This is a genomic window from Oleomonas cavernae (assembly GCF_003590945.1).
Lineage (GTDB): Bacteria > Pseudomonadota > Alphaproteobacteria > Zavarziniales > Zavarziniaceae > Zavarzinia > Zavarzinia cavernae.
The window spans coordinates 4,170,288-4,191,352 of record NZ_QYUK01000011.1 but is presented as its reverse complement, the minus strand read 5'-3'; the positions used below and the strand labels follow the sequence as shown (position 1 = coordinate 4,191,352).

Below are 21,065 nucleotides of genomic sequence, written 5' to 3'. Positions count from 1 at the left end.
TTCGGAGAATGCGCAAGCGGGGACCGATTTCACGCTTCCTTCAACAGAATGGCTGTGGTCCGCCGCACCGCACCGCGATAGAGTTGCGGCCTGTGCAGTCGGGGGGCGGGCATGACGAAGGTTTCGGCGGGACTCTATCTGGCATCGTTGGGCCTGTTGCTGGCCGGCTGTACGGGTGGCGGGGGCGGGGGCGGCGTCCCCTTGCCGCCGGCGCCGGCGCCGGGCATCACCGGCCTGCGCGATGTCCTGCCCGATAGCGGTGCGGCGGTCGAGCCGGGGATCCAACTGAGCACGGCGCCGGGCGCAGAAGACGGCATCGGCGGGGCGCGCACCACCGCCCTCAATCAGGCCTATCACGAAGCCAATCTGAAGGAAGCCGGCGCCGACACGGTGCTGACCTTGAACCGGCGGCCGCCGGCGGCCGGCCCCGAGACCATCGCCACCTTCCACGGTTTTGCCGCCGGCACCGGCGCCCTGACCGACGTGCAGGTGGCGCGGACCCCGACATCACCCGGGGCGGGCCGGCCTTTCCCACCGGCGAGGCCCTGCTGCTGGACGGCAGCAGGACCGAAGCCTTCGAATTCATGACCTTCGCCTATTGGGCGATCGTCAACACCACCTCCGACACGATCATCACCGCCGCCGGCGGCTCGCTCGGCACCCCGGCGGCCGACTTGTCGGCCGGCCCCGGCCTGGGCACCGCGACCTATCGCGGCACCACCCTGGGCGGCATCGTCGACGGCGCCACCTCGGGCAATTTCCGGGTGCTGCGGGGCGACATCCAGCTCGACGCGAATTTCACCACCGGCCGGCTGGACGCTGCCATCACCGGCACCCGCCTGGCCAACCCCGATACCGGGGCCGACCTGGGCGCCGGGCCGACCTTCCAGTTCACCGGGGCAACGATCGTCGATGCCGGCGGCGCGGCCTCGCCCGGGTTCCAGGGTTCGACCGGAATCGGCGCCTTCACCGCCACCATGAACGGGGCGGCGCTCAATGCCGGCACCGGTTCCTTCGCCGACCTGGCCGGCGGCTTCTATGGCAACCGGCTCGAGGAAGTGGGCGGCGGCTGGTACGTCATCACCCCGACCGAGGAGATCAGCGGCGCGTTCGGCGCGGCCCGCTGATTGCGCGCGCGGTCGATCTTTGCCCTGGTGCTGGCGGGTGCAGCGCTCGGCGCCGGGGTGCCGGCGCGGGCGGACGACAGCACCCTTTCGGTGCCGGAAGCCCGGCAGATCGAGGCCCGCTTTAGCGAGGCCCTGCGGGCGATCGACGCCGGCCAGTACCGGGCGGCGATCGACCTGCTGGACGGCATTCTGGCCGACCATCCCGACCTGGTCCGGGTGCGCCTGGAACTGGCCCGGGCCCTGTTCCTGACCGGCGAGGACGACCTGCGCGCCACCTTCCAGTTCGAGCGCGTGCTGGCCGGCGACCTGCCTGAGACGGTGCGGGTGAACGTCGAGCGCTTCATCGCCGCCATCCGCCAGCGCCGGGTATGGTCGCTCAATGCCGCCGTCGCCATCGTCCCCGACAGCAACATCAATTCAGGCCCCACCAGCCGCGAGGTCATCATCGAGGGCTTGCCGCCGCTGGAGCTCAAAGAGTCCGTAACCGAGAAATCAGCCGTCGGGGTACAGGCGTCGCTGGGCGGCACCTATCGCTTCACCCTGAGCGACAAGATCCGGCTGCAGGTCGGCGGGTCGGTGTTCGAGAAGGCGTTCGAGGACAGCCGCTTCGACGACACGATCGTGCAATGGTCAGCCGGGCCGCGCTACCTGTTCGATCGGGGCGACGTCGGGGCCTCGCTGGTCGGCTATTACCGATGGTACGGCAATGATCCCTATACCCTGGCGCTGGGTGGGCGCCTCGACGGCAACTACCTGCTGACCGACCGGCTGCGCCTCGACGCCGCGGCCCAATTGCGCCGGCTCGACTATGTCACCGCCAATGAAAATGACGGCACTGCCTTCGACACCGACGCGACCTTGCGCTTTGCCGTAACCCCGGCGGTCCTGACCTTTGCCACGGTGCTGTTCACGGCGACCGATGCCGAACTGAAGACCCAAAGCTATGAATCGCGCGGCGTGACCCTTGGCACCTATGTCGACCTGCCGGCCGGCATTTCGGTCGGCCTGTCGGCCCGTTATGCCCAGACCGACTACCACGGCGTCAATCCCCTGTTCCGGGAGAAGCGCCGCGACGAGGACTGGCAGGAGTCGCTGTTGCTGCTGCACCGGGAATTCAAGCTGCTGGGCGCGACGCCGACCTTCCGCTACACCCGCATCGACCACACGTCGTCGATCGACGTCTACGAATACCCCCGCGACCTGTTCGAGATCGGCCTGACCCGGCAGTTCTGATCAGCGCCGGCGCAGGAAGGCGATGAAGCCCAGGGCGAACAACAGGTCGCCAAAGGCCGCGGCCAGGGCCGGCGCGGCCAAGGTGCCGGCAGCGAAGTGCCAGCCGATCAGGACGACGACGCCCAGCTTGCCGAAAATCCCTAAGGGCAGGATATAGCGGGCGGCCTCCAGGTTGCGCGCGACCATGGCATAGCCCAGCCCGAAATTGATCACCAGCAGCCCGACCATCTGCAGCAGCACGGCCACGACAGGGGCCGGATCGACCAGGCCGAAAAGCGCGCCGCCCTGGGCCGGCACCAGCAGCGGCGGCAGGCCGGCCAGCATGTTGTAGGCGGCGGCGATCCAGAAAAAGCTACGCCAATGCCGGTCGCTCATGGGTTCCCCTCCGCTGTTTTGCCCATCATCGGCCCGCGCCGGCGGATCGACCCCTGGGCAAAACGACGCGGCGCGCCAGGCCGCCAGCGCATCGTGCATTTGATAGGAAGCGCTTCGTCACCCACAAATTTCGTCATGACCGGGCTTGTCCCGGTCATCCACGTCGGGACGAGCCACATCCGTTGACAGCATAGGCAGCTTGCCGACGTGGATGGCCGGGACTTCGCCCGGCCATGACGGCTGGAGTATCGCACGTCAACCAGGAAGGGCGTTGGTCTAGCGGCAGGCGATGTCGCCGATCAGGCGCGAGACGCTCAAAGGATCGCCCCGCGATCCTTCAGGGCCTGCACGACACCGGCACTGTCGACACCCTGGACCGCGACCTTGTCGAGCACGGCATGGGCGGCGCAGATCCCGGCCGCCTCGCCGGCCATCATATAGGCCGGCTCCATCCGGTAGCTGCAATCGACCACGCGGGTGACCGAGGCGCAGACCGGCACGATCAGGTTACGGCACTGCCGCTCCAGCGGCAGCATGGCCCGCAGCGGCAGGTGATAGCGCTTGGCGCCCATGCCCGGGGTTGCGGCGGTATTGCTGCCCTCGATGATCAGTTTGCCCTCGGGACTTGCCAGATATTGCACCGGGTGGCTGTCGTAGTCGTAGCCCCAGATCAGGACGCCGTCGTCGAAGCGGGCGCCGGCGCTGGTCTCCTGCTGGCGCAGCTTGTAGACGCCCTTCATGCGCCGCGTTTCACGGACATAGAGCTGGCGCGGCCAGTTGTCGTTGTCGGTGAACTCGCTGAGCGCCAGGCCCCATTCGTTCGTCGAGTCGCGGTAGAACTGGGGCACGCGCGGGTCGGTCGCGAAGAAATAGAGTCGGCCGGCCTGATAGGTCCGATGGAAATCGACGATGCTCTTGCGCCGGGCCCGGGTGCCGTTGGGATAGCCCCAGTTCTCGCCCACCGGCTCGTCATTGTTGCGGTCGACCTTGGGCAGGTCGAGCAGTTCACCGCCCGCGTGCAGCCCGTCCGAGGGGAAGCTGCGCTCCAGGTCGATCAGGTACCAGTTGGAATTGTAATTGGGCGGCCTGGTCCAGGGGCGGCGGTCGGCCGGGTCGTTGGTCAGGCAGAGGCGGAAGTTGTAACCCATGACGGCCCGGTCGGCGGCGCCCACGACGGTGCTCGGGAACGGCTTGACCAGGGGAATGAGCTTGCCCGCCGCGGTGAGCACGTCGACCGAGGTCCGCAGCGACTGGGCCAGGCCGAAGCCGGCCGTCGGCTCGCCATACTCGGCCTGGCCGTCGCGGCCGGTCTCGTAGGAGACCCCGGCGGCCACCATCAGGTCGCCCTCGTAGCTGCAATCGACATAGACCGGGGCGGTCAACTGTACCCCGTCCTCGAGCTTCACGAACCGGATGCGGTTGCCTTCCATCATCAGCGGCCGGGTTTCGAGCAGGTCCTGGGCGTAGACGGTGATCCCGGCTTCCGTGAGCAGGCCGCGGAAATGCGCCTCGGCGACATGGGGTTCGAAGCGGAAGGCCGAGGGCAGGCCGTAATGGGCACCCATGGCCCTGAAGAAGGCGCCGGTGAGGCCGCCGATCGGCTGCTTTTCGTTGGCATCGGCCCGGCTCAGGCCATTGGCGGTCATGCCGCCGATCGGGTTGGGGCCGACCACCAGGGCAACCTTCATGCCTTCGCGCGCCGCCGCATAGGCCGCGAAGACCCCGGCCGAGGTGGCGCCGTAGACGATGACCTGAAAGGCCTGATTGGCCGCCGCCAGGGAGGCGCCGGCCGCCAGGAAGACGACGGTCGAACTGGTCGAGGCCAGAAAGCCTCGCCTGGAGATAAGCTGGGTCATCGCTTCTTCCAACGGGACACGCGTCAATGTCGTACTGGCGCCGCGCCCCTGGTCCCCCGGATGGCGCGACATCCCCGGCCGCAATATATACCCGGCCGGGCCGGCGAGCCACCGATGGATGCGCCGGATCCGGCAATTACCTCCCCGCGCGTGTGCGGTGTAGTCCAAATTGGGGATGCGGGCCGACCGATACCCGAGGAGGAATAGGAGCATGGGTCGGCCACAAGGCCCGGATGGGGGACAGTCGATGGAAACCGCCTATCTCGCCGCGCTCGGCATCATCGGGCTGCTGGGGCTCAGCACCCTGGGCGCCACCCTGCGCCAGGCCGGGCCTTACGGCCGGCACATGACGGCGGGCCAGACCGGCACCATGCCGGCCCGGGCCGCCTGGCTGCTGTTCGAAAGCCCGCAATGGTTCGCCTTCGCCCTGACCTTCTGGCTGGTGGCGCCGCCCGAAGCCGGCCCGTCGAGCGTGATGCTGTTCCTGTTCGGCCTGTGGCAGGCCCACTACTTCTATCGCGGGCTGATCTATCCCTTGCGGATGCGGGACCGGCACAAGAGCTTTCCCATCGTCGCGGTCTGCTTCGGCTTCGTCTTCAACCTGTGCAACGGCTTTGCCAATGCCTATGCGGTCGGCCATGCCGCGCACCTGATGGACACCGCGTGGCTGGGCGACCCGCGCTTCATCGTCGGGCTCGCCGTCGCCGCCTTCGGCTGGGTGGTGAATTTCCAGGCCGACAATATCCTGCTGTCCTTGCGCGGCGACGGCTTCACCGGCTATCGCATCCCCCACGGCGGCGCCTTCCGCTGGGTCTCGTCGGCCAATTACTTCGGCGAGATCGTGTTCTGGTGGGGCTGGGCGATCATGAGCTGGACCCCCGCCGGGCTGGTCTTCGCCCTGTTCTCCATGGCCAACCTGATGCCCCGGGCGGTCGCCCACCACCGCTGGTACCGCACCCGGTTCCCCGATTATCCCAAGAACCGCCGGGCCGTGATCCCCCACCTGCTGTGAACCCCCCTGTTGTGAACCCGAGGGATACGAGATGACCCCCGCCGCCCGCACCATCTTCTGGTTCTCGCTCTACATCTTCGCCGCCGGCGTGCCGATGATCCTGGCACCGGCCCTGATCCTTCAGGTCATGGGCTTTCCCGTGGAAGGCCTGGACTGGATCCGGTTCTTAGGCGTCGTCGTGCTGATCGTCGGCTACTACTACTTCAACCTGGCGCGCGCCAACGTCACCGCCTTCTTCTGCTGGTCGGTCCAGATGCGCACCGCCATCGTGCCGGTCTTCATCGCCCTGATCCTGGTCTTCGACATGCAACCGATCGTGTTCCTGTTCGTGGTGCCCGATTTCCTGGGCGCGATGTGGACCTGGTCGGCGCTGCGGCGCGAAGGGATCAATCCCTATCGGCCGGGATGACGGCATAGAGCGCAAAAAATAGGGCGACGGGTTGCCCCGTCGCCCAGGTCACCGAATGGGGGATGAGCTCACCCGGTGGGAGGAACTGGTGCTGCCCTTCAGGCGAAGTGCAGGCGGCGCACCGGCAGGTTGGCACGGGCGAGATTACGCGCCGCCGCCTCGATCTGGCCCAGGCGGCGGAAGTGGCTGCCGTCGAGCAGGCGGAAGCGGGGATCGGCGGCGACGAAGCGGAAGCCGGTGCGCTCGCGCAGGGCGACACCGGCGGCGATGTCGTCGACTTCGATGGTGAAGGCGGGCGTGGCCTCGAGGCCCGGAATGGCGATGGACATGGGTGCTCTCCTGGCCGGCCAGGCGTTTTGCCCGGGGCCGGCTCTATCTGCGGGATGTAACGTGCGGGGGTGGGGTCAGCCGCAGCGACAACAGGCGGCGCAGGGCGCCATGCCACAGGAGAAGAGCCCGGCGGTCGGCTCGAAATACTTGTTCATCGGTCCACTCCTTCATATCAGGGGGAACCACGACCACCGTCGTGGCGCTTTAGCTGGGGTAACGCGGTGCAAGCTGCTCCCGTCAAATGCCGCGGGTCCGTCACGGGACTAGGCGCCTCGTCCCGAGGGCTGGATAAGATTTAGCCAATAAGCGTTCGTGGTTCAAGCATGTTTTACATGATCGAACCCATGCACAATCTGAATAACTTATTGCGCGTGTGGAAAGAAGGCTTCAGCCAGCTCGATCACCGTCTCCAGCCGGTCGTGGTGGACCCAGTGGCCGGCCCGTTCCAGGGCCTCGACGCGGACATCCTTGAAATGCGCCGCCCTGCCCGTGCCGACCGGGTCGACGGCCCAGCTCTCGGTCCCGCGCACCAGCAGGACCGGGCAGGCGATGCGCCCCCAGAATCCGGCCATTTCCGCGCTGCCATGCCAGATCGGCGCCAGCACCCGGACATAGGGGTCGTATTTCCAGGAATAGGTGCCGTCCTCGTTCTGGGTCGCGGCGTGGACGGTGAGGTGGCGGGCCTGCTCGTCGGTCAGGCGGGTATTGGCGGCCTTCATCCGGGTGACGCATTCCTCGATCCCGGCATAGCGCGGCGGGCGCTTGTGGGCGACCGCGCGGGTATTCTCGATCCATTGGCGCAGGCGCTCGTGCGGGGCAAGGCCCGCCTGTGTCGCCTCCATCGCGGGCGAGGGGCCCCAGCCTTCGATCACCATCAGCCGGGCGACATTCTCGGGGTAGGTGCCGGCATAGATGGTGGAGACGGCGCCGCCCCAGCTATGGGCCAGGATGTTCACCGGGGCGAGCTGGCGCTGGGCGATCAGTTGCGCCAGGTCGAGCACGAAGCTGTGGGTGGGATAGTGGCTGCCCGGGGCGTGGTCGCTGTCGCCATGGCCGCGCAGGTCGAGGGCGATGACATGGAAGCGGTCGCACAGCGCCTGGGCCACCCAGTCCCAGCTCCGGCAATGGTCGTTGCCGCCATGGACCAGGATCAGCGGCGGCGCCGCATCATTGCCCCAGTCGACGTAATGGAGGCGGAGCCCCTGGCTGAAATAACGGTGCGAGGTGGGGCCCAGGCCTGACATGCGTTGCTCTCCGTCTGTTCTTATTGGTGTTCTTATTCGCGTGCGCGGCGCAGCAGCACATAGAGCGCCCCTTCGCCGCCGTCCTTGCGCTGGGCCGGGTGCCAGCCCAGCACCCGGTGGGCATGGTCCGGCGCGTTCAGCCAGCGCGGCACCATCTGATACAGCACACCATTGGGGGCTTCATCAATCGGCCCGCGCCCACGACCCGTGATAACGATCACGCAGCGCAGCCCCGCGCCGTGGGCCGAGGCCAGAAAGCGATCGAGCGCGCGATGAGCGCGTTCCTGGGTCAGGCCGTGCAGATCCAGGCGGCCTTCGATCGGCAGCTCGCCGCGAATGAAGCGCTTCTGCTTGGCCCCGTCCATGCCCTCGATGCGTTGGGCGGGGGCCGGGGCCTCGCCCGACAGGGGCAGGTAGTCGATCGAGGTGACGATGCGGCGCGGCCGGGCACCGGGCAGGGGTGCCAGCGGCGGCGCGACCACGGCTTTCGCCGCCGCGAGGCGCTTCACCCCGGTCATGGCATTCTCCAGTGCGGCCTTCTCCTCAGGCGTGGGCGGCCGGCCGGGAAACATGCCCCTGACCTTGGGCGCCTTGGGGTCGCGCGTCTTGGCCACCGCTCACCCCGCCGCGGGCAGGCGTGCGGCGACGGCATTGGGCAGCAGCAGCCACCAGCGGCCGGGCTGCTTCATCGCCCCCGCCAGGCGCTCGGCTTCCGCGCCGGGGCCGAAGAAGACGTCGCCGCGCACCGGGCCGCGAATGGCGCCGCCGGTGTCCTGGCCCACCATCAGCCGGTGCAACGGCACGGGTGTCGCCCCCTCCGCCGCCGCGGGCAGGGTGGCGTCCAGCCAGATCGGCAGCCCCAGCGGATAGAACTTGCGATCGACGGCGAGCGAGCGGCCGGGGGTCAGGGCCACGCCCTGGGCACCCAGCGGGCCGGGACCAGGGCCCAGATCGCGAAAGAAGACGTAGGACGGGTTGCGGTTCATCAGGGCCTGGGCCTCGCCCGGATGGGCGTTCAGCCAGGCCTTGATCGACTGCATGGAAACCCGCCCGCGCTCCAGCAGGCCGTCCTCCAGCATCACCTTGCCCAGGGCCACGTAAGGGTGGCCGTTCTGGCCGTCGAAGCCGACGCGCATGATCGTGCCGTCGGCCATGCGCACCCGGCCCGACCCCTGGATTTCCAGGAAAAAGGCATCGACCGGCGAGGCGACCCAGATCAGCTCCAGGCCCTTGCTGCCCAGGGCACCCTCGACGATCTTCGCCCGGTCCTCGAAGGGTTTCAGGCGGCCGTCCTGGACCCGGCCGGCGATACGCTGGCCCTTCAGTTCCTCGCGGAAGTCGCCCAGGTCGACCTGCACCAGATCGTCCGGCCGGCGGTAGAGCGGCGTGGCATAGGTCGCATCCGGTGCCATGGCGCCCAGCAGTTCAGGCTCGTAATAGCCGGTGAACAGGCCTTGCGCGTCACCATTGTTGGTGGCGGCGACCGGGGTGAAGCGGTCTTCGATGAAGGCGCGCACGGCCGCGGCATCGGGCGCCGCCAGGGCCAGCACCTCGGTACAGACGCCGGTCCAGTCGGCGGCCGTGCCGCCGATCCCCAGGTCGGTCTCGGGCTTGCGCTTCATCACCCGTTCGCACGACAGGCGCAGGGCGGGCCAGGCCTGGTCCTGGGCATCCTGCGTCCAGCCGGGCAGGTCGGCGAAGCGGGCGACTTCGAGGACCAGCTTGGGCGGGGCCGGCGGCGGCGGGGCCGGCCGGGGACCATGACCACCGCAAGTGCTGCAGCGCCGGCGCCGAGCAGGAAGGTGAGCAGGCCGAAGGCGGAGGATCGACGCACGATGAGCTGTCCGGCCTGCGATGGTCAGGTCGTGGGCGCGGTCGCGATCAGCGTCCAGTTGGGGTCGCGGCTGCGGGTATCGCGGGCGAAGGTCCAGACGTCGGAGAGTTCGCGCACGGCCGTCGGGTGGCCATCGACCACGTTGCCGCCGCCATCCCGGGTCACGGCGATGACATCGGCGACGAAGCGCACGGTGATTTCCGCGTTGCGCCCGACCATGGCGGCCCTTTCGATCTTGGCTTCCCGCAGCGCCACGATCGTCTCCTCGACGGTGTGGCCGGCAGCCTTGCGCCTGGCGATCACGCTCGAGAAGCCGGCGAAGACATCAGGCGCCACCAGCGGGCGCAGGGCGGCTTCATCGCCCTTGGCAAAGGCCCCGACGATGAGCTCATAGGCCCAGCGGGCGCCCTCGATGAATTGGGCGGGCTCGAAGCCGCGATCGGCCAGTTGCACCGCGGTCAGGCCCGGGATGTTCTCGTCGCCTGGAAAGGCGACCGGATCGGCCCGGCCGGGCAGCGGCACCACATTGTCGTCGCCCGGATTGGTCTTGGGGCGCGCCAAGGGATCCTGGCTTTGCTCGTGACCGGTCCGCTGGCCCAGCACGCTCCACAGGCGAAAGCCTATGAAACCGGCAATCAGGGCCAGGAACACGATGTCGAGATATTCAAAGCCGTTGCCCATGGTGGCTTTCACGTCGCTTTCATGGAGGGAGTCGAACCAGCATACCGGCAGGGCCGGCCTGAATCCAGCAATGCCGGCCACGCGCTACTCCCTTCACATAGGGTCTAAACATGGCAATGCCAAGGCGCCGCTTGTTGCCCTGGGTCCCTTGTGGTAGCGGAGGGGCGCTTTTCTTCAGGACCATCATCATGACCGACACCAATCCGGGCGGCACCGACCAGGCGCCCCAGCTCCAATTCTCGATCCTGGCGCAATATGTGCGCGACCTCTCGTTCGAGAATCCCGGCGCGCCCGGCAGCCTGCAGCTTCAGAGCCAGCCCAAGATCGACATCGGCGTCGACGTCCAGGCCCGCCGCCTGCCGGAAGACCGTTACGAGGTCGAGCTGCGCATCCGCGCCAGCGCCGCCGACGGCGAGGCCAAGCCGGTGTTCGTGGCCGAGCTGGTCTATTCCGGCCTGTTCCTGATCCGCAATGCGCCCGACGATGCCTTGCAGCCGCTGTGCCTGATCGAATGCCCGCGCGTGCTGTTCCCCTTCGCCCGCCGCATCGTCGCCGACGTCACCCGCGACGGCGGCTTCCCGCCCCTGATGCTCGAGCCGATCGACTTCGTGGCACTGTACCGCCAGCACGTCGCCCGCAGCCAGGCCCAGGCCCAGCAGGCGGTTCAGCAGTAGTATCGCCAACAAACTCGTTCGTCATCCCCGCGAAGGCGGGGATCCACGCTGGGGAAGTGCACGGGCAGACCCGTATCGCCATCACGGTGGATCCCCGCCTTCGCGGGGATGACGGACTATGAAGGTGATTCCAGCCTACTCCGCTGTCCAGATCGCGCCCTTGATCTCGGCGATCAGCGTCGCGTGGGCGGCCAGTTCGGTGTCGCTGGGGGCGTGGGGCCGGGCCGGGCGGGCTTCGCGCTGGCGGCTTTCCGCCCTGGCGGAGGCCGAGCGGACCAGGGAGAAGCCCTGCTGCCGGCCGCCCACCAGCTCCAGATAGACCGCCGCCAGCAATTCGCAGTCGAGCAGGGCGCCGTGCTTGCCGCGCTTGGACAGGTCGATGTCGAAGCGCTTGCACAGGGCGTCCAGGCTGGCCGGGGCGCCGGGGAATTTGCGCCTGGCGATCAGCACCGTGTCGGTCGCCCGCTCGATCGGGAACGGCACGCGCGCCAGCCGCGCGAATTCGGCGTTCAGGAAGCCGATGTCGAAGGCCGCGTTGTGGATGACGAAGGGGCTGTCGCCGATGAAGGCCAGGAACTCATCGGCCACGTCGCCGATCGGCGGCTTGTCGAGCAGGAAGTCGTCGGTGATGCCGGTAACCTGCAACGCCCCTTCCGACATCGCCCGGCCGGGATTGACATAGGCCTGGTAGAACTGGCCGGTGGGCACATGGTTCATCAGTTCCAGGCAGGCGATTTCGACGATGCGGTCCTCGCCGGCGAAGTCGAAGCCCGTGGTTTCGGTATCGAGGACGATTTCGCGCATCAGGGCAGCCTTCCGGGCATCTTCGGGGGCGGAGTCAGGATCAGGCGGTCGACGATCGCGCGCACATGGTCGCGCGCGACCTGCAAGCCCTGGTCGGTCGGGATGACGAAATCGGCGCCTGCGCGCTTCTGCGCGTCGGGCACCTGGCGGCTGAGGATCTCGTCGAGCTTTTGCGGCGTCATGCCCGGGCGCTCCAGCACCCGGCGGCGCTGCACTTGCGCCGGCGCGGACACCACGGCGACATAGTCCACCCGGGCCTCGCCCCCGGTTTCGAACAGCAGGGGGATATCGAGCAGGACCAGCCGGGCCTGGGCCGCCATCTGGGCCATCAGGAAATCCCGCTGCGCCTCGGCCACCAGGGGGTGGATCACCGCTTCCAGCCGCTTCCACGCCGCCGGATCGCCGGCCAGGTGGCGGGACAGGGCGGCGCGGTCGACGGCGCCGTCGGCGACCACGCCGGGAAAGGCCGCGCCGATCGGCCCGACCGCCTTGCCGCCGGGGGCGTAGAGGGCATGAACCGCGGCATCGGCGTCATAGACCGGCACGCCCAGGGCGGCGAACATCCTGGCCGTCTCGCTCTTGCCCATGCCGATCGAGCCGGTCAGCGCCAGTAGGATCGGCCTGGTATAGGGGTCAGGCGCCAAGGACATGGGCACGCAACTCCGCGGTGACTGTCGGGGTGGTGCCGAACCAGGCGGCAAAGCCTGGCACCGCCTGGTGCAGCAGCATGCCCAGGCCGTCGACCGCGACATTGCCCCGCGCCCGCGCCGCCGCCAGCAGCGCCGTCTCCAGCGGGGCATAGACGATGTCGGTAACCGTGGCGGTCGCGGGCAGGGCGTCGAGGGGCAGGTCCAGCGCCGGTTCGCCCACCATGCCGAGGCTGGTGGTGTTCACCAGCAGGTCGGCGCCCGCCAGCGCCTGCGCCCGCGCGTCCCAGGCAACGGCGCCGACCACCGGCGCGAAAGCCTCGACCAGGGCCTGCGTCCGCTCAGCACTGCGGTTGGCCAGGCGGATGCCGGCCACGCCGGCATCGATCAGGCCGACCACCACCGCCCGGGCGGCCCCGCCGGCGCCGATGACGACGGCGGTCTTGCCCGCAAGGTCCAGGCCCGGCGCACCCTGGCGCAGATTGGCGATGAAGCCCGGGGCATCGGTGTTGCTGCCGCTCAAGGTGCCGTCGGCCTCGACCACCACGGTGTTCATGGCGCCGATGCGCCGGGCCGCCGCATCGACCCGGTCGACGACGGCCAGCGCCGCCTCCTTGTGGGGAACGGTCAGGTTACAGCCGCGGAAGCCCAGCTTGGGCAGGGCGCGCAGGGCCGCGGCCAGGTCGTCCGGCCGGACCGCCAGCGGCACATAGGCGCCGTCGATACCGTGCTGCTCCAGCCAGTAGCCGTGCAGCCGGGGCGAGCGGGAATGGCCGACCGGCCAGCCCATCACCCCCGCCAGTTTGGCCTTGCCCGAAATGGTCATGACGCCAGCACGCCGCGCAGGCGCAGATAGTCGAGCACCGCGAGCAGGGGCAGGCCCAGAATCGTGAAGTGATCGCCCTCGATGCGATTGAACAATTGCAGGCCCAGCCCCTCCACCTGATAGGCGCTGACCGAGGCAAGAACCCGCTCGCCCGCCGCCGCCAGATAGGCATCGAGAAACTGGTCGCTAAACGGCCGCATTTCCAGTTTAGCGGTGGCCATATGACGCCAGACCACGGCCCCGTTTTCCGCGATGACCACCGCCGAGATCAGCTCGTGGCGGCGGCCGCGCAAGGCCTGGAGATGAGCCCTGGCATGATCGAGATCGGCCGGTTTGTCGAACACCACGCCGTTCTGCACCAGCACCTGGTCGGCACCGATCACCAGGGCGCCGTTCCAGCGGTTGGAGACGCGCACCGCTTTCAGTTCCGCCAGGAAGTCGGCGATGTCGCGCGGCGGCACCGCGTCGGCCAGCATGCTGCGTTTTAGTTCCGCCTCGTCGACATGGGCGGGATCGATGCCGATGGGGATGCCGGCGGCCTCGAACATGGCGCGGCGGGTGGTGCTGCCCGAGGCCAGCACCACGGCGCGGGCGACCGGCAGGGAGGACATGGCTTCGGCGCTTGGGGCGGTGGTCGGGGACATGCTATCTCTATGGACAGTTTCGCGGATCGACGCAACGGGTTGACGGGAACCGGCCGCCAGATGAGTGACTTTTCCGAACTCGACCGTCACTTCGCCGGCCCCGCCAGCGCCGGCGGCGACCAGTTTCTGTCGGCCCGGGACCGCCTGATCGAGTTCCTGCTGGGCTACTCCCTGATCGAGAGTTATTTCTCGTTCGTGCGGGCGCGCAAGGCCTATCCCTTCCTGCCCAAGACCAGCGTCGTCCCCGGCAGCGCGGTGCCGCGGGGCGAACACCGGCACCAGAACACGGCCTTCCTGATCCTGCTCGACGCGCCGCTGCCCTCACCCCTGATCAAGCATTTCCGCCTGCGCAAATCGAACCGGGTGACGGTGCAGAACCTGCGCCAGTTCTCGGCCGACCTGGTCATCGACCAGATCGACCCGCAGGCGCTGGACCTGGCCTCGCCCGAAAGCGACGACCTGCTGCGCCGCCTGTTGCCCCTGGACTATGCCATCCTGGCGGAACGCGGCCACCCGGGCGGGCCGCTGCAACTCTCCAATTGCCATGTGAAGATCGAGCGCCTGACCGACAACGCGATCCGCGAGCTGGGCCTCGACCTCGGCTATATCGAGCGGCGCCTGTTCGAGCGCGGCGAAGACTATGTCGATGCGCTCGAGGCCAAGTTCTATGAGTACTACGGCTTCCCCGGCAATGCCTCGGGCCGCAAGTCGGCCGCGGCCATGGCGGCCCAGATGCTGGCCAAGGCCGGCGCCCGCTTCACCGTGCTGCTGGCCAACCAGGACGATTGCCGGATCACCGTGCTCGACGACGGCGCCATCATCACCCAGTACATGCTGATCCGGCTGGACCGCGACGATACCGCGCAATTGCTGCGCACCGCCCGGGCCTTCGGTGCGGCCGACGCCGGCCCCTACACGGTCATCCGCGACGGCCGCAATGCGCCGATCGTGCTCTACCGGGTCGACTTCGCCCGCGCCGCCCCGGCCCGCGGCGCCCGCCGCTCCGATGCCGACCGGCTGCTGCGCGAACCCTGGCTCGAAATCGTCGACGAATGGATCCTGCGCGTCCCGACCGCCGAACATGTCGAAGGCACCGACGATTCCGCCGCCGGCCTGCCCGTCGCCCTGCCCTTCGTCTGGGCGCGGTTGCCATAAGAGCGTCATCCCGGCCGCAGAGCCGGGATCTTGTGCCGGATGGAGACCGAAACCACTGGTCCTGAGATCCCGGATCTGCGCTGCGCTTCGTCCGGGATGACGAAGCGAGGAGAACCTAAAAGCTCTTGCCGTCGACCTGTTTGACCGTCAGTGCACCGCGATCGATCCCTTCGACGCAGCGCAGGTTGACCGCGACCATCGGGCCCTTGGGCCCCTGCCCTTCGGCGAACGGCGCGCAGCCGCAGGCCGGGCAGAAGTGATGTTGCAGGACATGGCGGTTGAAGGTGTAGGTCGCGAGGTTTTCCCGGGGCGTCGTCAGGACCAGGGTATCGTGCGGGAAGAACGCCAGCAGGTAGCCCTTGCGCGAGCAGTGGGAGCAATTGCATTCGATCGCCTCGGTCGGCTCGGCCGCCAGGGTGAAGGCGATTTTTCCGCAGTGGCAGCTACCTTGGCGCATCGGCTGGCATCCTTTGAGCGGCGTGTGACCGCGGGCACATCCTGGAACGGCCCGCCGGGTTCTTGTCTCCCCCATCAGCCTGGGAGTTTGAGATGAGTAAAGTAGCGCGGGTCAACGAACTGATCGAGGCCTGGAAAGTCTATCGCAACGGCGAGACCGAACCCGGCCGGTACGACACGCTGCGCCAGGACCTCTACAATGTCCGCAACGGCATCGGCACCTACCCGCCCCACCTGCTCGACCCCGACGACGAAGTGTTGGCCTCGGTCGAGCATTACTTCCTGTGTCGCGGCTGGGTCGGCAACGGCCATTTCCCGGCCTGGCAGGTCACCGATCTGGTGCTGCTCTACGATGCCGGCAAGATGCTGAACCTCACCCCGCGGCACAACAAGAACAAGCCCACCACGCCCCTGTCGGCGATGCAGATCGCCTTCCAGGCCAAAGGCATCAAGGACGGCGAGACCGATGCCAAGGTCCACGGCATCGACGTGCCGATCCTGCCCCGGATGCCGCCCAAGTACTACTGATCGGCGCGCCGGCCCGCGGCCTTCACATCAGGTTGAGGCGGTCGTAGTAGAGGTTGAGGATGGCCGCGGCGGTTTCCTCGATCGAGCGGCGCGAGACATCGATGACCGGCCAGCCGTGCTTCACGAACAGGCGGCGGGCATCGGTCAGCTCGCGCTCGATCGCCTCGACATCGACATAGTCGGTCTGCTCGCTCTGGCCCAGCACCAGCATGCGGTGGCGGCGGATCTGCAGCAGCCGGTCGGCCGAAGTGGTCAGGCCGACCACCAGCGGGCCTGTCGCCTCGAACAGTTCGACCGGCAGCGGGCAATTCGGCACCACCGGGATATTGGCGGTCTTGATCCCGCGATTGGCGAGATAGACCGCGGTCGGCGTCTTGGAGGTGCGGGAGACGCCGACCAGGATCACGTCGGCCTCGAACAGGCCGGGCGAGCTCTGCCCGTCGTCATGGGCCAGGGTGAAATTCATCGCCTCGATCCGGCGGAAATACTCGGCATCCAGCACATGCTGGCGCCCCGGCATCGCCCGCGCCGGCACGCCGAGATAGGTCGCCAGGTTCTGGATGATCGGATCGAGCACGTTGATCACCGGCACATGGCGTTCCAGCGCGCCTTCGTCCATCGCCTGGCGCAGGCCGGCGTTGACCAGGGTATAGAGGATGATGCCGCCGCTTTCCCGGGCCATGTCCAGGGCGCGTTCGATCTGGGTCTTGGTCCGCGCCATGAAGGTGACGTGCAGCAGGGCGGCCACATCGGGGAACTGCGACATCGCCGCCTTGGCGACTGAAGACAGGGTTTCGCCGGTCGCGTCCGAGACCAGATAGAGGTGCAGCCGCCGCGCGCTCGTCGCTGTGGATAACGGGGGTTCCTGGGATAAGTCGGGTGACTCCGCCAAAACCTCGGCCAGGACGGATTCGATGGGCTTTTCGGTCAACGTAACGCTCCCTTGAGGGGCTTTTTTCTACCAGCCTGTGGACAGGAACGCAGCCCTTGCTTCTTGCGACGACGCTAGCAGATTTATCCCCGTGATCCCCAATCCTACGCGTCAAGGCGCCCCTCGACTCTCCCGGCTTTAACCACTACTGAAGGGGCAACCGGTCGCCCAACGGCTGTTCTGGGGACAAGATCGGGTGGCCCTGGGGAATACCGTGATCCACAGGCACCCACCACCTCCACTACCTTTTTCTATTTATATAAAGGTATAGAAGTTGTCAGAGCCCAAGCCGGCAACGCCCGCGCCGATCCCTGCCAAGAGCAAGCTGTTCCTGACCGCCCTGAAGGGTGAGCCGGTGGTGCGACCGCCGTTCTGGCTGATGCGCCAGGCGGGGCGCTACCTGCCGGAATACCGGGCGGTGCGGGCGACGACACGCGACTTCGTCTCGTTCTGCCTGGACCCCGAGAAGGCCTGTGCGGTGACGCTGCAGCCCATCGAACGCTTCGGCATGGATGCCGCCATCCTGTTCGCCGACATCCTGCTTGTGCCTCACGGCCTGGGCCAAGGCGTGCGCTTCGTCGAAGGCGAAGGCCCCCGGCTGGACCCGGTGACCGACCTGGAGGGATTGAAGCCCCTCTCCTTCGAGCGTTTCCATGAACGGGTCGGTGCGGTTTACGAAACCGTGCGCCTGCTGAGCCGGCAACTGCCCGGCGATGTCACCCTGATCGGCTTTGCCGGGGCGCCCTGGACGGTGGCGACCTATATGGTGGCTGGTGAGGGCACCAGCGACCAGAAGCCGGCCAAGCTGTGGGCCTACCGCGATCCGGTCGGTTTCGGCCAACTGATCGACCTGGTCACGACGGCGACGATCGACTATCTGGCGGCGCAGATCGAGGCCGGGGCGGAAGTCATCCAGATCTTCGATACCTGGGCCGGTTCGCTGGCCGATGATGAATTGCAGCGCTGGGTGTTTGCGCCGATCGCACGGATCAGGACCGAGCTGAAGCAGCGCTACCCGAATGTCCCGGTGATCGGCTTTGCCAAGGGGATCGGGCCGATGCTGGCCGAGTTCGCGCCGGCGACGGGTGTCGAGGCGGTGGGCCTGGACCCGACCGTGCCGCTGGCCTTTGCGCGTGACGCGGTGCAGCCCGCGGCGGTGGTCCAGGGCAACCTCGATCCGCTGCTGCTGGTGGCGGGCGGTGCGGCCATGGCGGCACGGGTCGAGACGATCCTGTCGACCCTGGGGCCCGGGCGCTTCGTCTTCAACCTGGGCCACGGCGTGGTGCCGGAAACCCCGCCTGAGCATGTCGCGGCCCTGTCGGCGCAGATCCGGAACTGGCGTGCATGACGCGCAAGCTGGCCGTCGTCCTGTTCAACCTGGGCGGACCGGATTCGGCGGCGGCGGTGAAGCCGTTCCTGTTCAACCTGTTTTCCGATCCGGCGATCATTCGCCTGCCCCAGCCCCTGCGCTGGCTGGTGGCCAAGCTGATTGCCGGGCGGCGGACGAAAACGGCAATCGAGATCTATAACCGCATCGGCGGCCGCTCGCCCATTCTGCCGCTGACCCAGGACCAGGCGTGCGCACTGGAACAGGCAATCGAGGGGCTTGGTCTGGGGGTCACGGTGAAGACCTTCATTGCCATGCGCTATTGGCATCCCCGGGCGGCCGAGACGGCAGCAGCGGTGGCGGCCTTCGCGCCTGACGATATCGTCCTCCTGCCGCTTTATCCGCAGTTCTCGACCACGACGACGCAATCCTCGTTGCAGGAATGGCACCTTGCCGCGGCCAAGGCCGGGATTGCGGCGCCGACCCGGGTGATCGAGAGCTATCCCACAGACCAGGGCCTGATCCAGGCCCAGGCCCTGCTGCTGGGCAAGGCGCTGGACGAGGTCCGCTCGCCGGTGCGGGTGCTCTTTTCCGCCCACGGCCTGCCGCAGAAGGTGATCGATGCGGGCGATCCCTATCAGCGCCAGGTGCAGCAGACGGCCGAGGCGGTGGCAAGGGCGGTCAGCCGGCCGGGCCTCGACTGGGTCGTGTCCTATCAAAGCCGGGTCGGGCCGATGGAATGGATCAAGCCCTATACCGAGGCGGAGATCAGGCGCGCCGGCAGCGAGGGCATCGCCCTGGTGGTGCTGCCGATCGCCTTCGTGTCCGAACATTCGGAAACCCTGGTCGAGCTCGATATCGAATATCGCCACCTGGCCGAGACCTGTGGCGTGCCGGCATATATACGGGTGCCGGCGGTTGGTACCGAACCTGCCTTCATTGCGGGCCTTGCCCGGCTGGTCGAGACAAGGCTGGCGACGCCCGCGGAGTAGACGTGATGGATTTCATTCGTAACAACTACGATCTCATCAAGGCATTGCACATCATCGCGGTGACGACCTGGATGGCGGGCATGTTCTATCTGCCCCGGCTGTTCGTCTACCATGTCGGCAAGGCGCCCGGCTCCGATGCCTCCGAGACCTTCAAGGTTATGGAACGCCGCCTGCTCAAGGCGATCATCAACCCGTCGATGATCGTGACCTGGATCCTGGGGCTGTGCCTTGCGGTCGCGACCGAGGCTTGGGGCTCCGGCGGCTGGTTCCATGCCAAGTTTCTGCTGGTCGTCATCATGTCGGGCATTCACGGCATGCTGGTGGGCCAGGTCAGGCGCTTTGGCCGGGACGAGCGGCCGCATGGGTCACGCTTCTACCGGATCCTGAACGAGGTGCCGACGGTGCTGTTCATCGTCATCGTCCTGCTGGTGGTTCTGAAGCCGTTCTAGTTGACAGCCGGGCGGTTGCAGCGCAAGGTGCGACCGTCTGGGCATGCCGGTGGCCTTGACCTTGGCCTGTTGCGGGCATCCATCGGACCTTTCCTCCTCTTCGGACCTGATCGCGGCAACTGGCCCATCCGGTTCGGCTTTGCAGTTCCTGCAGCCGGCACCGCCCGTCCGAATCCTCCCCCCTTATCCCCGCCTCAGGCGTCGGTGAAACGCATGAATCTCCAAGAACTCAAAGAAAAATCCCCGACCGAACTCCTGGCCTATGCCGAGGAGCTCGAGGTCGAGAACGCATCGACCCTGCGCAAGCAGGACATGATGTTCGCGATCCTCAAGCAACTCGCGGACCGTGACCTGGAGATCACCGGCGGCGGGGTGCTGGAAATCCTGCAGGACGGCTTCGGCTTCCTGCGTGCGCCGGAGGCGAACTACCTGCCCGGCCCTGACGACATCTATGTCAGCCCCAGCCAGATCCGCCGCTTCGGCCTGCGCACCGGCGACACGGTGGACGGCCAGATCCGCGCGCCCAAGGATGGCGAGCGCTATTTCGCCCTGCTGAAGGTCAACACCATCAATTTCGAAGACCCAGAGGCGATCCGCCACAAGGTCCACTTCGATAACCTCACCCCGCTCTATCCCAACCAGCGCCTGAACCTCGAGCCCCATGATCCGACCATCAAGGATCGCTCGGCCCGGGTGATCGACCTGATCTCGCCCCTGGGCAAGGGCCAGCGCGCCCTGATCGTGGCGCCGCCGCGGACCGGCAAGACCGTGCTGCTGCAGAACATCGCCCATGCCATCACCGGCAACCACCCGGAAGTCTACCTGATCGTCCTGCTGATCGACGAACGGCCGGAAGAAGTGACCGACATGAGCCGTTCGGTGAAGGGCGAGGTCATCTCCTCGACCTTCGACGAGCCGGCGGTGCGTCACGTCCAGGTCGCGGAAATGGTCATCGAGAAGGCCAAGCGCCTGGTCGAGCACAAGCGCGACGTGGTCATCCTGCTCGACTCGATCACCCGCCTCGCCCGTGCCTACAACACCGTGGTGCCGTCATCGGGCAAGGTGCTGACCGGCGGTGTCGACGCCAATGCCCTGCAGCGTCCCAAGCGCTTCTTCGGTGCCGCCCGCAATATCGAGGAAGGCGGTTCGCTGACCATCATCGCCACCGCGCTGATCGATACCGGCAGCCGCATGGACGAAGTGATCTTCGAAGAGTTCAAGGGCACCGGTAACTCGGAAATCATCCTCGACCGCAAGATCTCGGACAAGCGCACCTTCCCGGCCATCGATATCACCAAGTCGGGCACCCGCAAGGAAGAGCTGCTGGTCGACAAGGGCACCCTGTCCAAGATGTGGGTCCTGCGCCGCATCCTGATGCCCATGGGCCCGGTCGACGCCATCGAGTTCCTGCTCGACAAGCTCAAGCACACCAAGACCAACGGCGAGTTCTTCGACTCGATGAACTCGTAACCGGATTGGTTGCGCTCATTCTGGCCCTCTCCGCCCTTCAGGGGGGAGAGGGTTGGGAGAG

The 21,065-nt window shown here is 67.4% G+C and carries 25 protein-coding genes; 12 read left to right on the top strand and 13 right to left on the bottom strand.

Annotation, left to right across the window (positions count from 1 at the left end; all coding sequences use genetic code 11):
- Nucleotides 1–111 precede the first annotated feature (111 nt).
- Genes D3874_RS24090 through D3874_RS24080 form a run of 3 tightly spaced genes read left to right on the top strand, consistent with a single transcriptional unit; the run spans nucleotide 112 to nucleotide 2,360 of the window.
- On the top strand, nucleotides 112–588 hold the full coding sequence (locus tag D3874_RS24090; RefSeq protein ID WP_147385842.1) for a hypothetical protein: 477 nt from the start codon (nucleotides 112–114) through the stop codon (nucleotides 586–588).
- Nucleotides 585–1,127 (top strand): transferrin-binding protein-like solute binding protein, encoded by a 543-nt coding sequence (locus D3874_RS24085; protein WP_119781788.1) that lies wholly within the window; start codon nucleotides 585–587, stop codon nucleotides 1,125–1,127. Before D3874_RS24090 ends, D3874_RS24085 begins: the two co-directional genes overlap by 4 nt.
- A complete protein-coding gene (locus tag D3874_RS24080; protein WP_119781786.1) occupies nucleotides 1,128–2,360 on the top strand; it encodes a surface lipoprotein assembly modifier in 1,233 nt (410 codons plus the stop codon). It abuts the gene before it with no gap.
- On the opposite strand, the gene D3874_RS24075 is transcribed toward D3874_RS24080, so the two are convergent.
- Nucleotides 2,361–2,735 carry a hypothetical protein gene (locus D3874_RS24075; protein ID WP_119781785.1) on the bottom strand — a complete coding sequence of 125 codons (375 nt, stop codon included), beginning with the start codon at nucleotides 2,733–2,735 and terminating at the stop codon, nucleotides 2,361–2,363.
- Between the two features lie 314 nt (nucleotides 2,736–3,049).
- Nucleotides 3,050–4,591 carry an FAD-dependent oxidoreductase gene (locus D3874_RS24070; RefSeq protein WP_158596196.1) on the bottom strand — a complete coding sequence of 514 codons (1,542 nt, stop codon included), beginning with the start codon at nucleotides 4,589–4,591 and terminating at the stop codon, nucleotides 3,050–3,052.
- A gap of 247 nt (nucleotides 4,592–4,838) precedes the next feature.
- Between D3874_RS24070 and D3874_RS24065 the strand changes: the two genes are divergently transcribed.
- Both D3874_RS24065 and D3874_RS24060 read left to right on the top strand, forming a co-directional pair.
- Nucleotides 4,839–5,603 (top strand): DUF1295 domain-containing protein, encoded by a 765-nt coding sequence (locus D3874_RS24065; protein ID WP_119781781.1) that lies wholly within the window; start codon nucleotides 4,839–4,841, stop codon nucleotides 5,601–5,603.
- Nucleotides 5,604–5,634: 31 nt separating this feature from the next.
- Nucleotides 5,635–6,012 carry a hypothetical protein gene (locus D3874_RS24060; RefSeq protein ID WP_119781779.1) on the top strand — a complete coding sequence of 126 codons (378 nt, stop codon included), beginning with the start codon at nucleotides 5,635–5,637 and terminating at the stop codon, nucleotides 6,010–6,012.
- A 98-nt stretch (nucleotides 6,013–6,110) separates the two neighbouring features.
- Here the strand turns inward: D3874_RS24060 and D3874_RS24055 are convergent, their stop codons facing one another.
- The 5 genes from D3874_RS24055 to D3874_RS24035 all read right to left on the bottom strand — a co-directional run bounded on the left by D3874_RS24055 (nucleotide 6,111) and on the right by D3874_RS24035 (nucleotide 10,182).
- Nucleotides 6,111–6,341 carry a hypothetical protein gene (locus D3874_RS24055; protein WP_119781777.1) on the bottom strand — a complete coding sequence of 77 codons (231 nt, stop codon included), beginning with the start codon at nucleotides 6,339–6,341 and terminating at the stop codon, nucleotides 6,111–6,113.
- 363 nt (nucleotides 6,342–6,704) lie between these two features.
- Nucleotides 6,705–7,586, bottom strand: coding sequence for an alpha/beta fold hydrolase (locus D3874_RS24050; protein ID WP_119781775.1), 882 nt, complete (start codon nucleotides 7,584–7,586; stop codon nucleotides 6,705–6,707).
- 32 nt (nucleotides 7,587–7,618) lie between these two features.
- Nucleotides 7,619–8,200: a Smr/MutS family protein gene (locus tag D3874_RS24045; RefSeq protein WP_119781773.1), complete on the bottom strand. Its 582-nt coding sequence runs from the start codon at nucleotides 8,198–8,200 to the stop codon at nucleotides 7,619–7,621.
- 3 nt (nucleotides 8,201–8,203) lie between these two features.
- Nucleotides 8,204–9,208 (bottom strand): murein transglycosylase A, encoded by a 1,005-nt coding sequence (mltA, locus tag D3874_RS24040; protein ID WP_233560135.1) that lies wholly within the window; start codon nucleotides 9,206–9,208, stop codon nucleotides 8,204–8,206.
- 236 nt (nucleotides 9,209–9,444) lie between these two features.
- Entirely contained in the window at nucleotides 9,445–10,182 is a 738-nt protein-coding gene (locus tag D3874_RS24035) for a Tim44/TimA family putative adaptor protein (RefSeq protein ID WP_199699239.1), read from the bottom strand.
- A gap of 107 nt (nucleotides 10,183–10,289) precedes the next feature.
- On the opposite strand from D3874_RS24035, the gene secB reads away from it, so the two are divergent.
- The gene (gene secB / locus D3874_RS24030; RefSeq protein WP_119781769.1) at nucleotides 10,290–10,775 is read left to right on the top strand and encodes a protein-export chaperone SecB; all 486 of its coding nucleotides are present in this window, start codon (nucleotides 10,290–10,292) and stop codon (nucleotides 10,773–10,775) included.
- Nucleotides 10,776–10,910: 135 nt separating this feature from the next.
- Here secB and dnaQ read toward each other — a convergent pair whose 3' ends face one another.
- The 4 genes from dnaQ to D3874_RS24010 are packed head-to-tail and all read right to left on the bottom strand — an operon-like array spanning nucleotide 10,911 to nucleotide 13,696.
- A complete protein-coding gene (gene dnaQ, locus D3874_RS24025) occupies nucleotides 10,911–11,579 on the bottom strand; it encodes a DNA polymerase III subunit epsilon (protein WP_119781768.1) in 669 nt (222 codons plus the stop codon).
- Nucleotides 11,579–12,229: a dephospho-CoA kinase gene (coaE, locus tag D3874_RS24020; protein ID WP_119781766.1), complete on the bottom strand. Its 651-nt coding sequence runs from the start codon at nucleotides 12,227–12,229 to the stop codon at nucleotides 11,579–11,581. The genes dnaQ and coaE overlap by 1 nt, the downstream gene beginning before the upstream one ends.
- Nucleotides 12,213–13,052 carry a shikimate dehydrogenase gene (locus D3874_RS24015; protein ID WP_119781764.1) on the bottom strand — a complete coding sequence of 280 codons (840 nt, stop codon included), beginning with the start codon at nucleotides 13,050–13,052 and terminating at the stop codon, nucleotides 12,213–12,215. The genes coaE and D3874_RS24015 overlap by 17 nt, the downstream gene beginning before the upstream one ends.
- A complete protein-coding gene (locus D3874_RS24010; RefSeq protein WP_233560133.1) occupies nucleotides 13,049–13,696 on the bottom strand; it encodes a Maf family protein in 648 nt (215 codons plus the stop codon). The genes D3874_RS24015 and D3874_RS24010 overlap by 4 nt, the downstream gene beginning before the upstream one ends.
- Nucleotides 13,697–13,756: 60 nt before the next feature.
- Between D3874_RS24010 and D3874_RS24005 the strand changes: the two genes are divergently transcribed.
- Nucleotides 13,757–14,851 (top strand): hypothetical protein, encoded by a 1,095-nt coding sequence (locus D3874_RS24005; protein WP_119781761.1) that lies wholly within the window; start codon nucleotides 13,757–13,759, stop codon nucleotides 14,849–14,851.
- Nucleotides 14,852–14,966: 115 nt separating this feature from the next.
- Here the strand turns inward: D3874_RS24005 and D3874_RS24000 are convergent, their stop codons facing one another.
- Nucleotides 14,967–15,308, bottom strand: coding sequence for a GFA family protein (locus D3874_RS24000; RefSeq protein WP_119781759.1), 342 nt, complete (start codon nucleotides 15,306–15,308; stop codon nucleotides 14,967–14,969).
- A 92-nt stretch (nucleotides 15,309–15,400) separates the two neighbouring features.
- Between D3874_RS24000 and D3874_RS23995 the strand changes: the two genes are divergently transcribed.
- Nucleotides 15,401–15,835 carry a hypothetical protein gene (locus D3874_RS23995; protein ID WP_199699238.1) on the top strand — a complete coding sequence of 145 codons (435 nt, stop codon included), beginning with the start codon at nucleotides 15,401–15,403 and terminating at the stop codon, nucleotides 15,833–15,835.
- A 22-nt stretch (nucleotides 15,836–15,857) separates the two neighbouring features.
- Here D3874_RS23995 and D3874_RS23990 read toward each other — a convergent pair whose 3' ends face one another.
- On the bottom strand, nucleotides 15,858–16,766 hold the full coding sequence (locus tag D3874_RS23990) for a pyruvate, water dikinase regulatory protein (RefSeq protein ID WP_233560131.1): 909 nt from the start codon (nucleotides 16,764–16,766) through the stop codon (nucleotides 15,858–15,860).
- Between the two features lie 274 nt (nucleotides 16,767–17,040).
- On the opposite strand from D3874_RS23990, the gene hemE reads away from it, so the two are divergent.
- From hemE to rho, 4 genes are all read left to right on the top strand, one after another.
- On the top strand, nucleotides 17,041–18,114 hold the full coding sequence (gene hemE, locus D3874_RS23985) for a uroporphyrinogen decarboxylase (RefSeq protein WP_233560130.1): 1,074 nt from the start codon (nucleotides 17,041–17,043) through the stop codon (nucleotides 18,112–18,114).
- On the top strand, nucleotides 18,111–19,085 hold the full coding sequence (hemH, locus tag D3874_RS23980) for a ferrochelatase (protein ID WP_119781758.1): 975 nt from the start codon (nucleotides 18,111–18,113) through the stop codon (nucleotides 19,083–19,085). The genes hemE and hemH overlap by 4 nt, the downstream gene beginning before the upstream one ends.
- A gap of 5 nt (nucleotides 19,086–19,090) precedes the next feature.
- On the top strand, nucleotides 19,091–19,534 hold the full coding sequence (gene hemJ / locus D3874_RS23975) for a protoporphyrinogen oxidase HemJ (protein WP_119781756.1): 444 nt from the start codon (nucleotides 19,091–19,093) through the stop codon (nucleotides 19,532–19,534).
- Between the two features lie 213 nt (nucleotides 19,535–19,747).
- Nucleotides 19,748–21,004: a transcription termination factor Rho gene (gene rho, locus D3874_RS23970; protein ID WP_119781754.1), complete on the top strand. Its 1,257-nt coding sequence runs from the start codon at nucleotides 19,748–19,750 to the stop codon at nucleotides 21,002–21,004.
- Nucleotides 21,005–21,065: the final 61 nt, after the last annotated feature.

What these genes read in the sequence shown, in the direction of transcription:
- D3874_RS24090 (WP_147385842.1), top strand. Translation starts at nt 112, where the DNA reads ATGACGAAGGTTTCGGCGGGACTCTATCTGGCATCGTTGGGCCTGTTG.
- D3874_RS24085 (WP_119781788.1), top strand. Translation starts at nt 585, where the DNA reads ATGACCTTCGCCTATTGGGCGATCGTCAACACCACCTCCGACACGATC.
- D3874_RS24075 (WP_119781785.1), bottom strand. Translation starts at nt 2,735, where the DNA reads ATGAGCGACCGGCATTGGCGTAGCTTTTTCTGGATCGCCGCCGCCTAC.
- D3874_RS24070 (WP_158596196.1), bottom strand. Translation starts at nt 4,591, where the DNA reads ATGACCCAGCTTATCTCCAGGCGAGGCTTTCTGGCCTCGACCAGTTCG.
- D3874_RS24065 (WP_119781781.1), top strand. Translation starts at nt 4,839, where the DNA reads ATGGAAACCGCCTATCTCGCCGCGCTCGGCATCATCGGGCTGCTGGGG.
- D3874_RS24060 (WP_119781779.1), top strand. Translation starts at nt 5,635, where the DNA reads ATGACCCCCGCCGCCCGCACCATCTTCTGGTTCTCGCTCTACATCTTC.
- D3874_RS24055 (WP_119781777.1), bottom strand. Translation starts at nt 6,341, where the DNA reads ATGTCCATCGCCATTCCGGGCCTCGAGGCCACGCCCGCCTTCACCATC.
- D3874_RS24050 (WP_119781775.1), bottom strand. Translation starts at nt 7,586, where the DNA reads ATGTCAGGCCTGGGCCCCACCTCGCACCGTTATTTCAGCCAGGGGCTC.
- mltA (WP_233560135.1), bottom strand. Translation starts at nt 9,208, where the DNA reads ATGAAGCGCAAGCCCGAGACCGACCTGGGGATCGGCGGCACGGCCGCC.
- secB (WP_119781769.1), top strand. Translation starts at nt 10,290, where the DNA reads ATGACCGACACCAATCCGGGCGGCACCGACCAGGCGCCCCAGCTCCAA.
- dnaQ (WP_119781768.1), bottom strand. Translation starts at nt 11,579, where the DNA reads ATGCGCGAAATCGTCCTCGATACCGAAACCACGGGCTTCGACTTCGCC.
- coaE (WP_119781766.1), bottom strand. Translation starts at nt 12,229, where the DNA reads ATGTCCTTGGCGCCTGACCCCTATACCAGGCCGATCCTACTGGCGCTG.
- D3874_RS24015 (WP_119781764.1), bottom strand. Translation starts at nt 13,052, where the DNA reads ATGACCATTTCGGGCAAGGCCAAACTGGCGGGGGTGATGGGCTGGCCG.
- D3874_RS24010 (WP_233560133.1), bottom strand. Translation starts at nt 13,696, where the DNA reads ATGTCCCCGACCACCGCCCCAAGCGCCGAAGCCATGTCCTCCCTGCCG.
- D3874_RS24005 (WP_119781761.1), top strand. Translation starts at nt 13,757, where the DNA reads ATGAGTGACTTTTCCGAACTCGACCGTCACTTCGCCGGCCCCGCCAGC.
- D3874_RS24000 (WP_119781759.1), bottom strand. Translation starts at nt 15,308, where the DNA reads ATGCGCCAAGGTAGCTGCCACTGCGGAAAAATCGCCTTCACCCTGGCG.
- D3874_RS23995 (WP_199699238.1), top strand. Translation starts at nt 15,401, where the DNA reads ATGAGTAAAGTAGCGCGGGTCAACGAACTGATCGAGGCCTGGAAAGTC.
- hemH (WP_119781758.1), top strand. Translation starts at nt 18,111, where the DNA reads ATGACGCGCAAGCTGGCCGTCGTCCTGTTCAACCTGGGCGGACCGGAT.
- hemJ (WP_119781756.1), top strand. Translation starts at nt 19,091, where the DNA reads ATGGATTTCATTCGTAACAACTACGATCTCATCAAGGCATTGCACATC.
- rho (WP_119781754.1), top strand. Translation starts at nt 19,748, where the DNA reads ATGAATCTCCAAGAACTCAAAGAAAAATCCCCGACCGAACTCCTGGCC.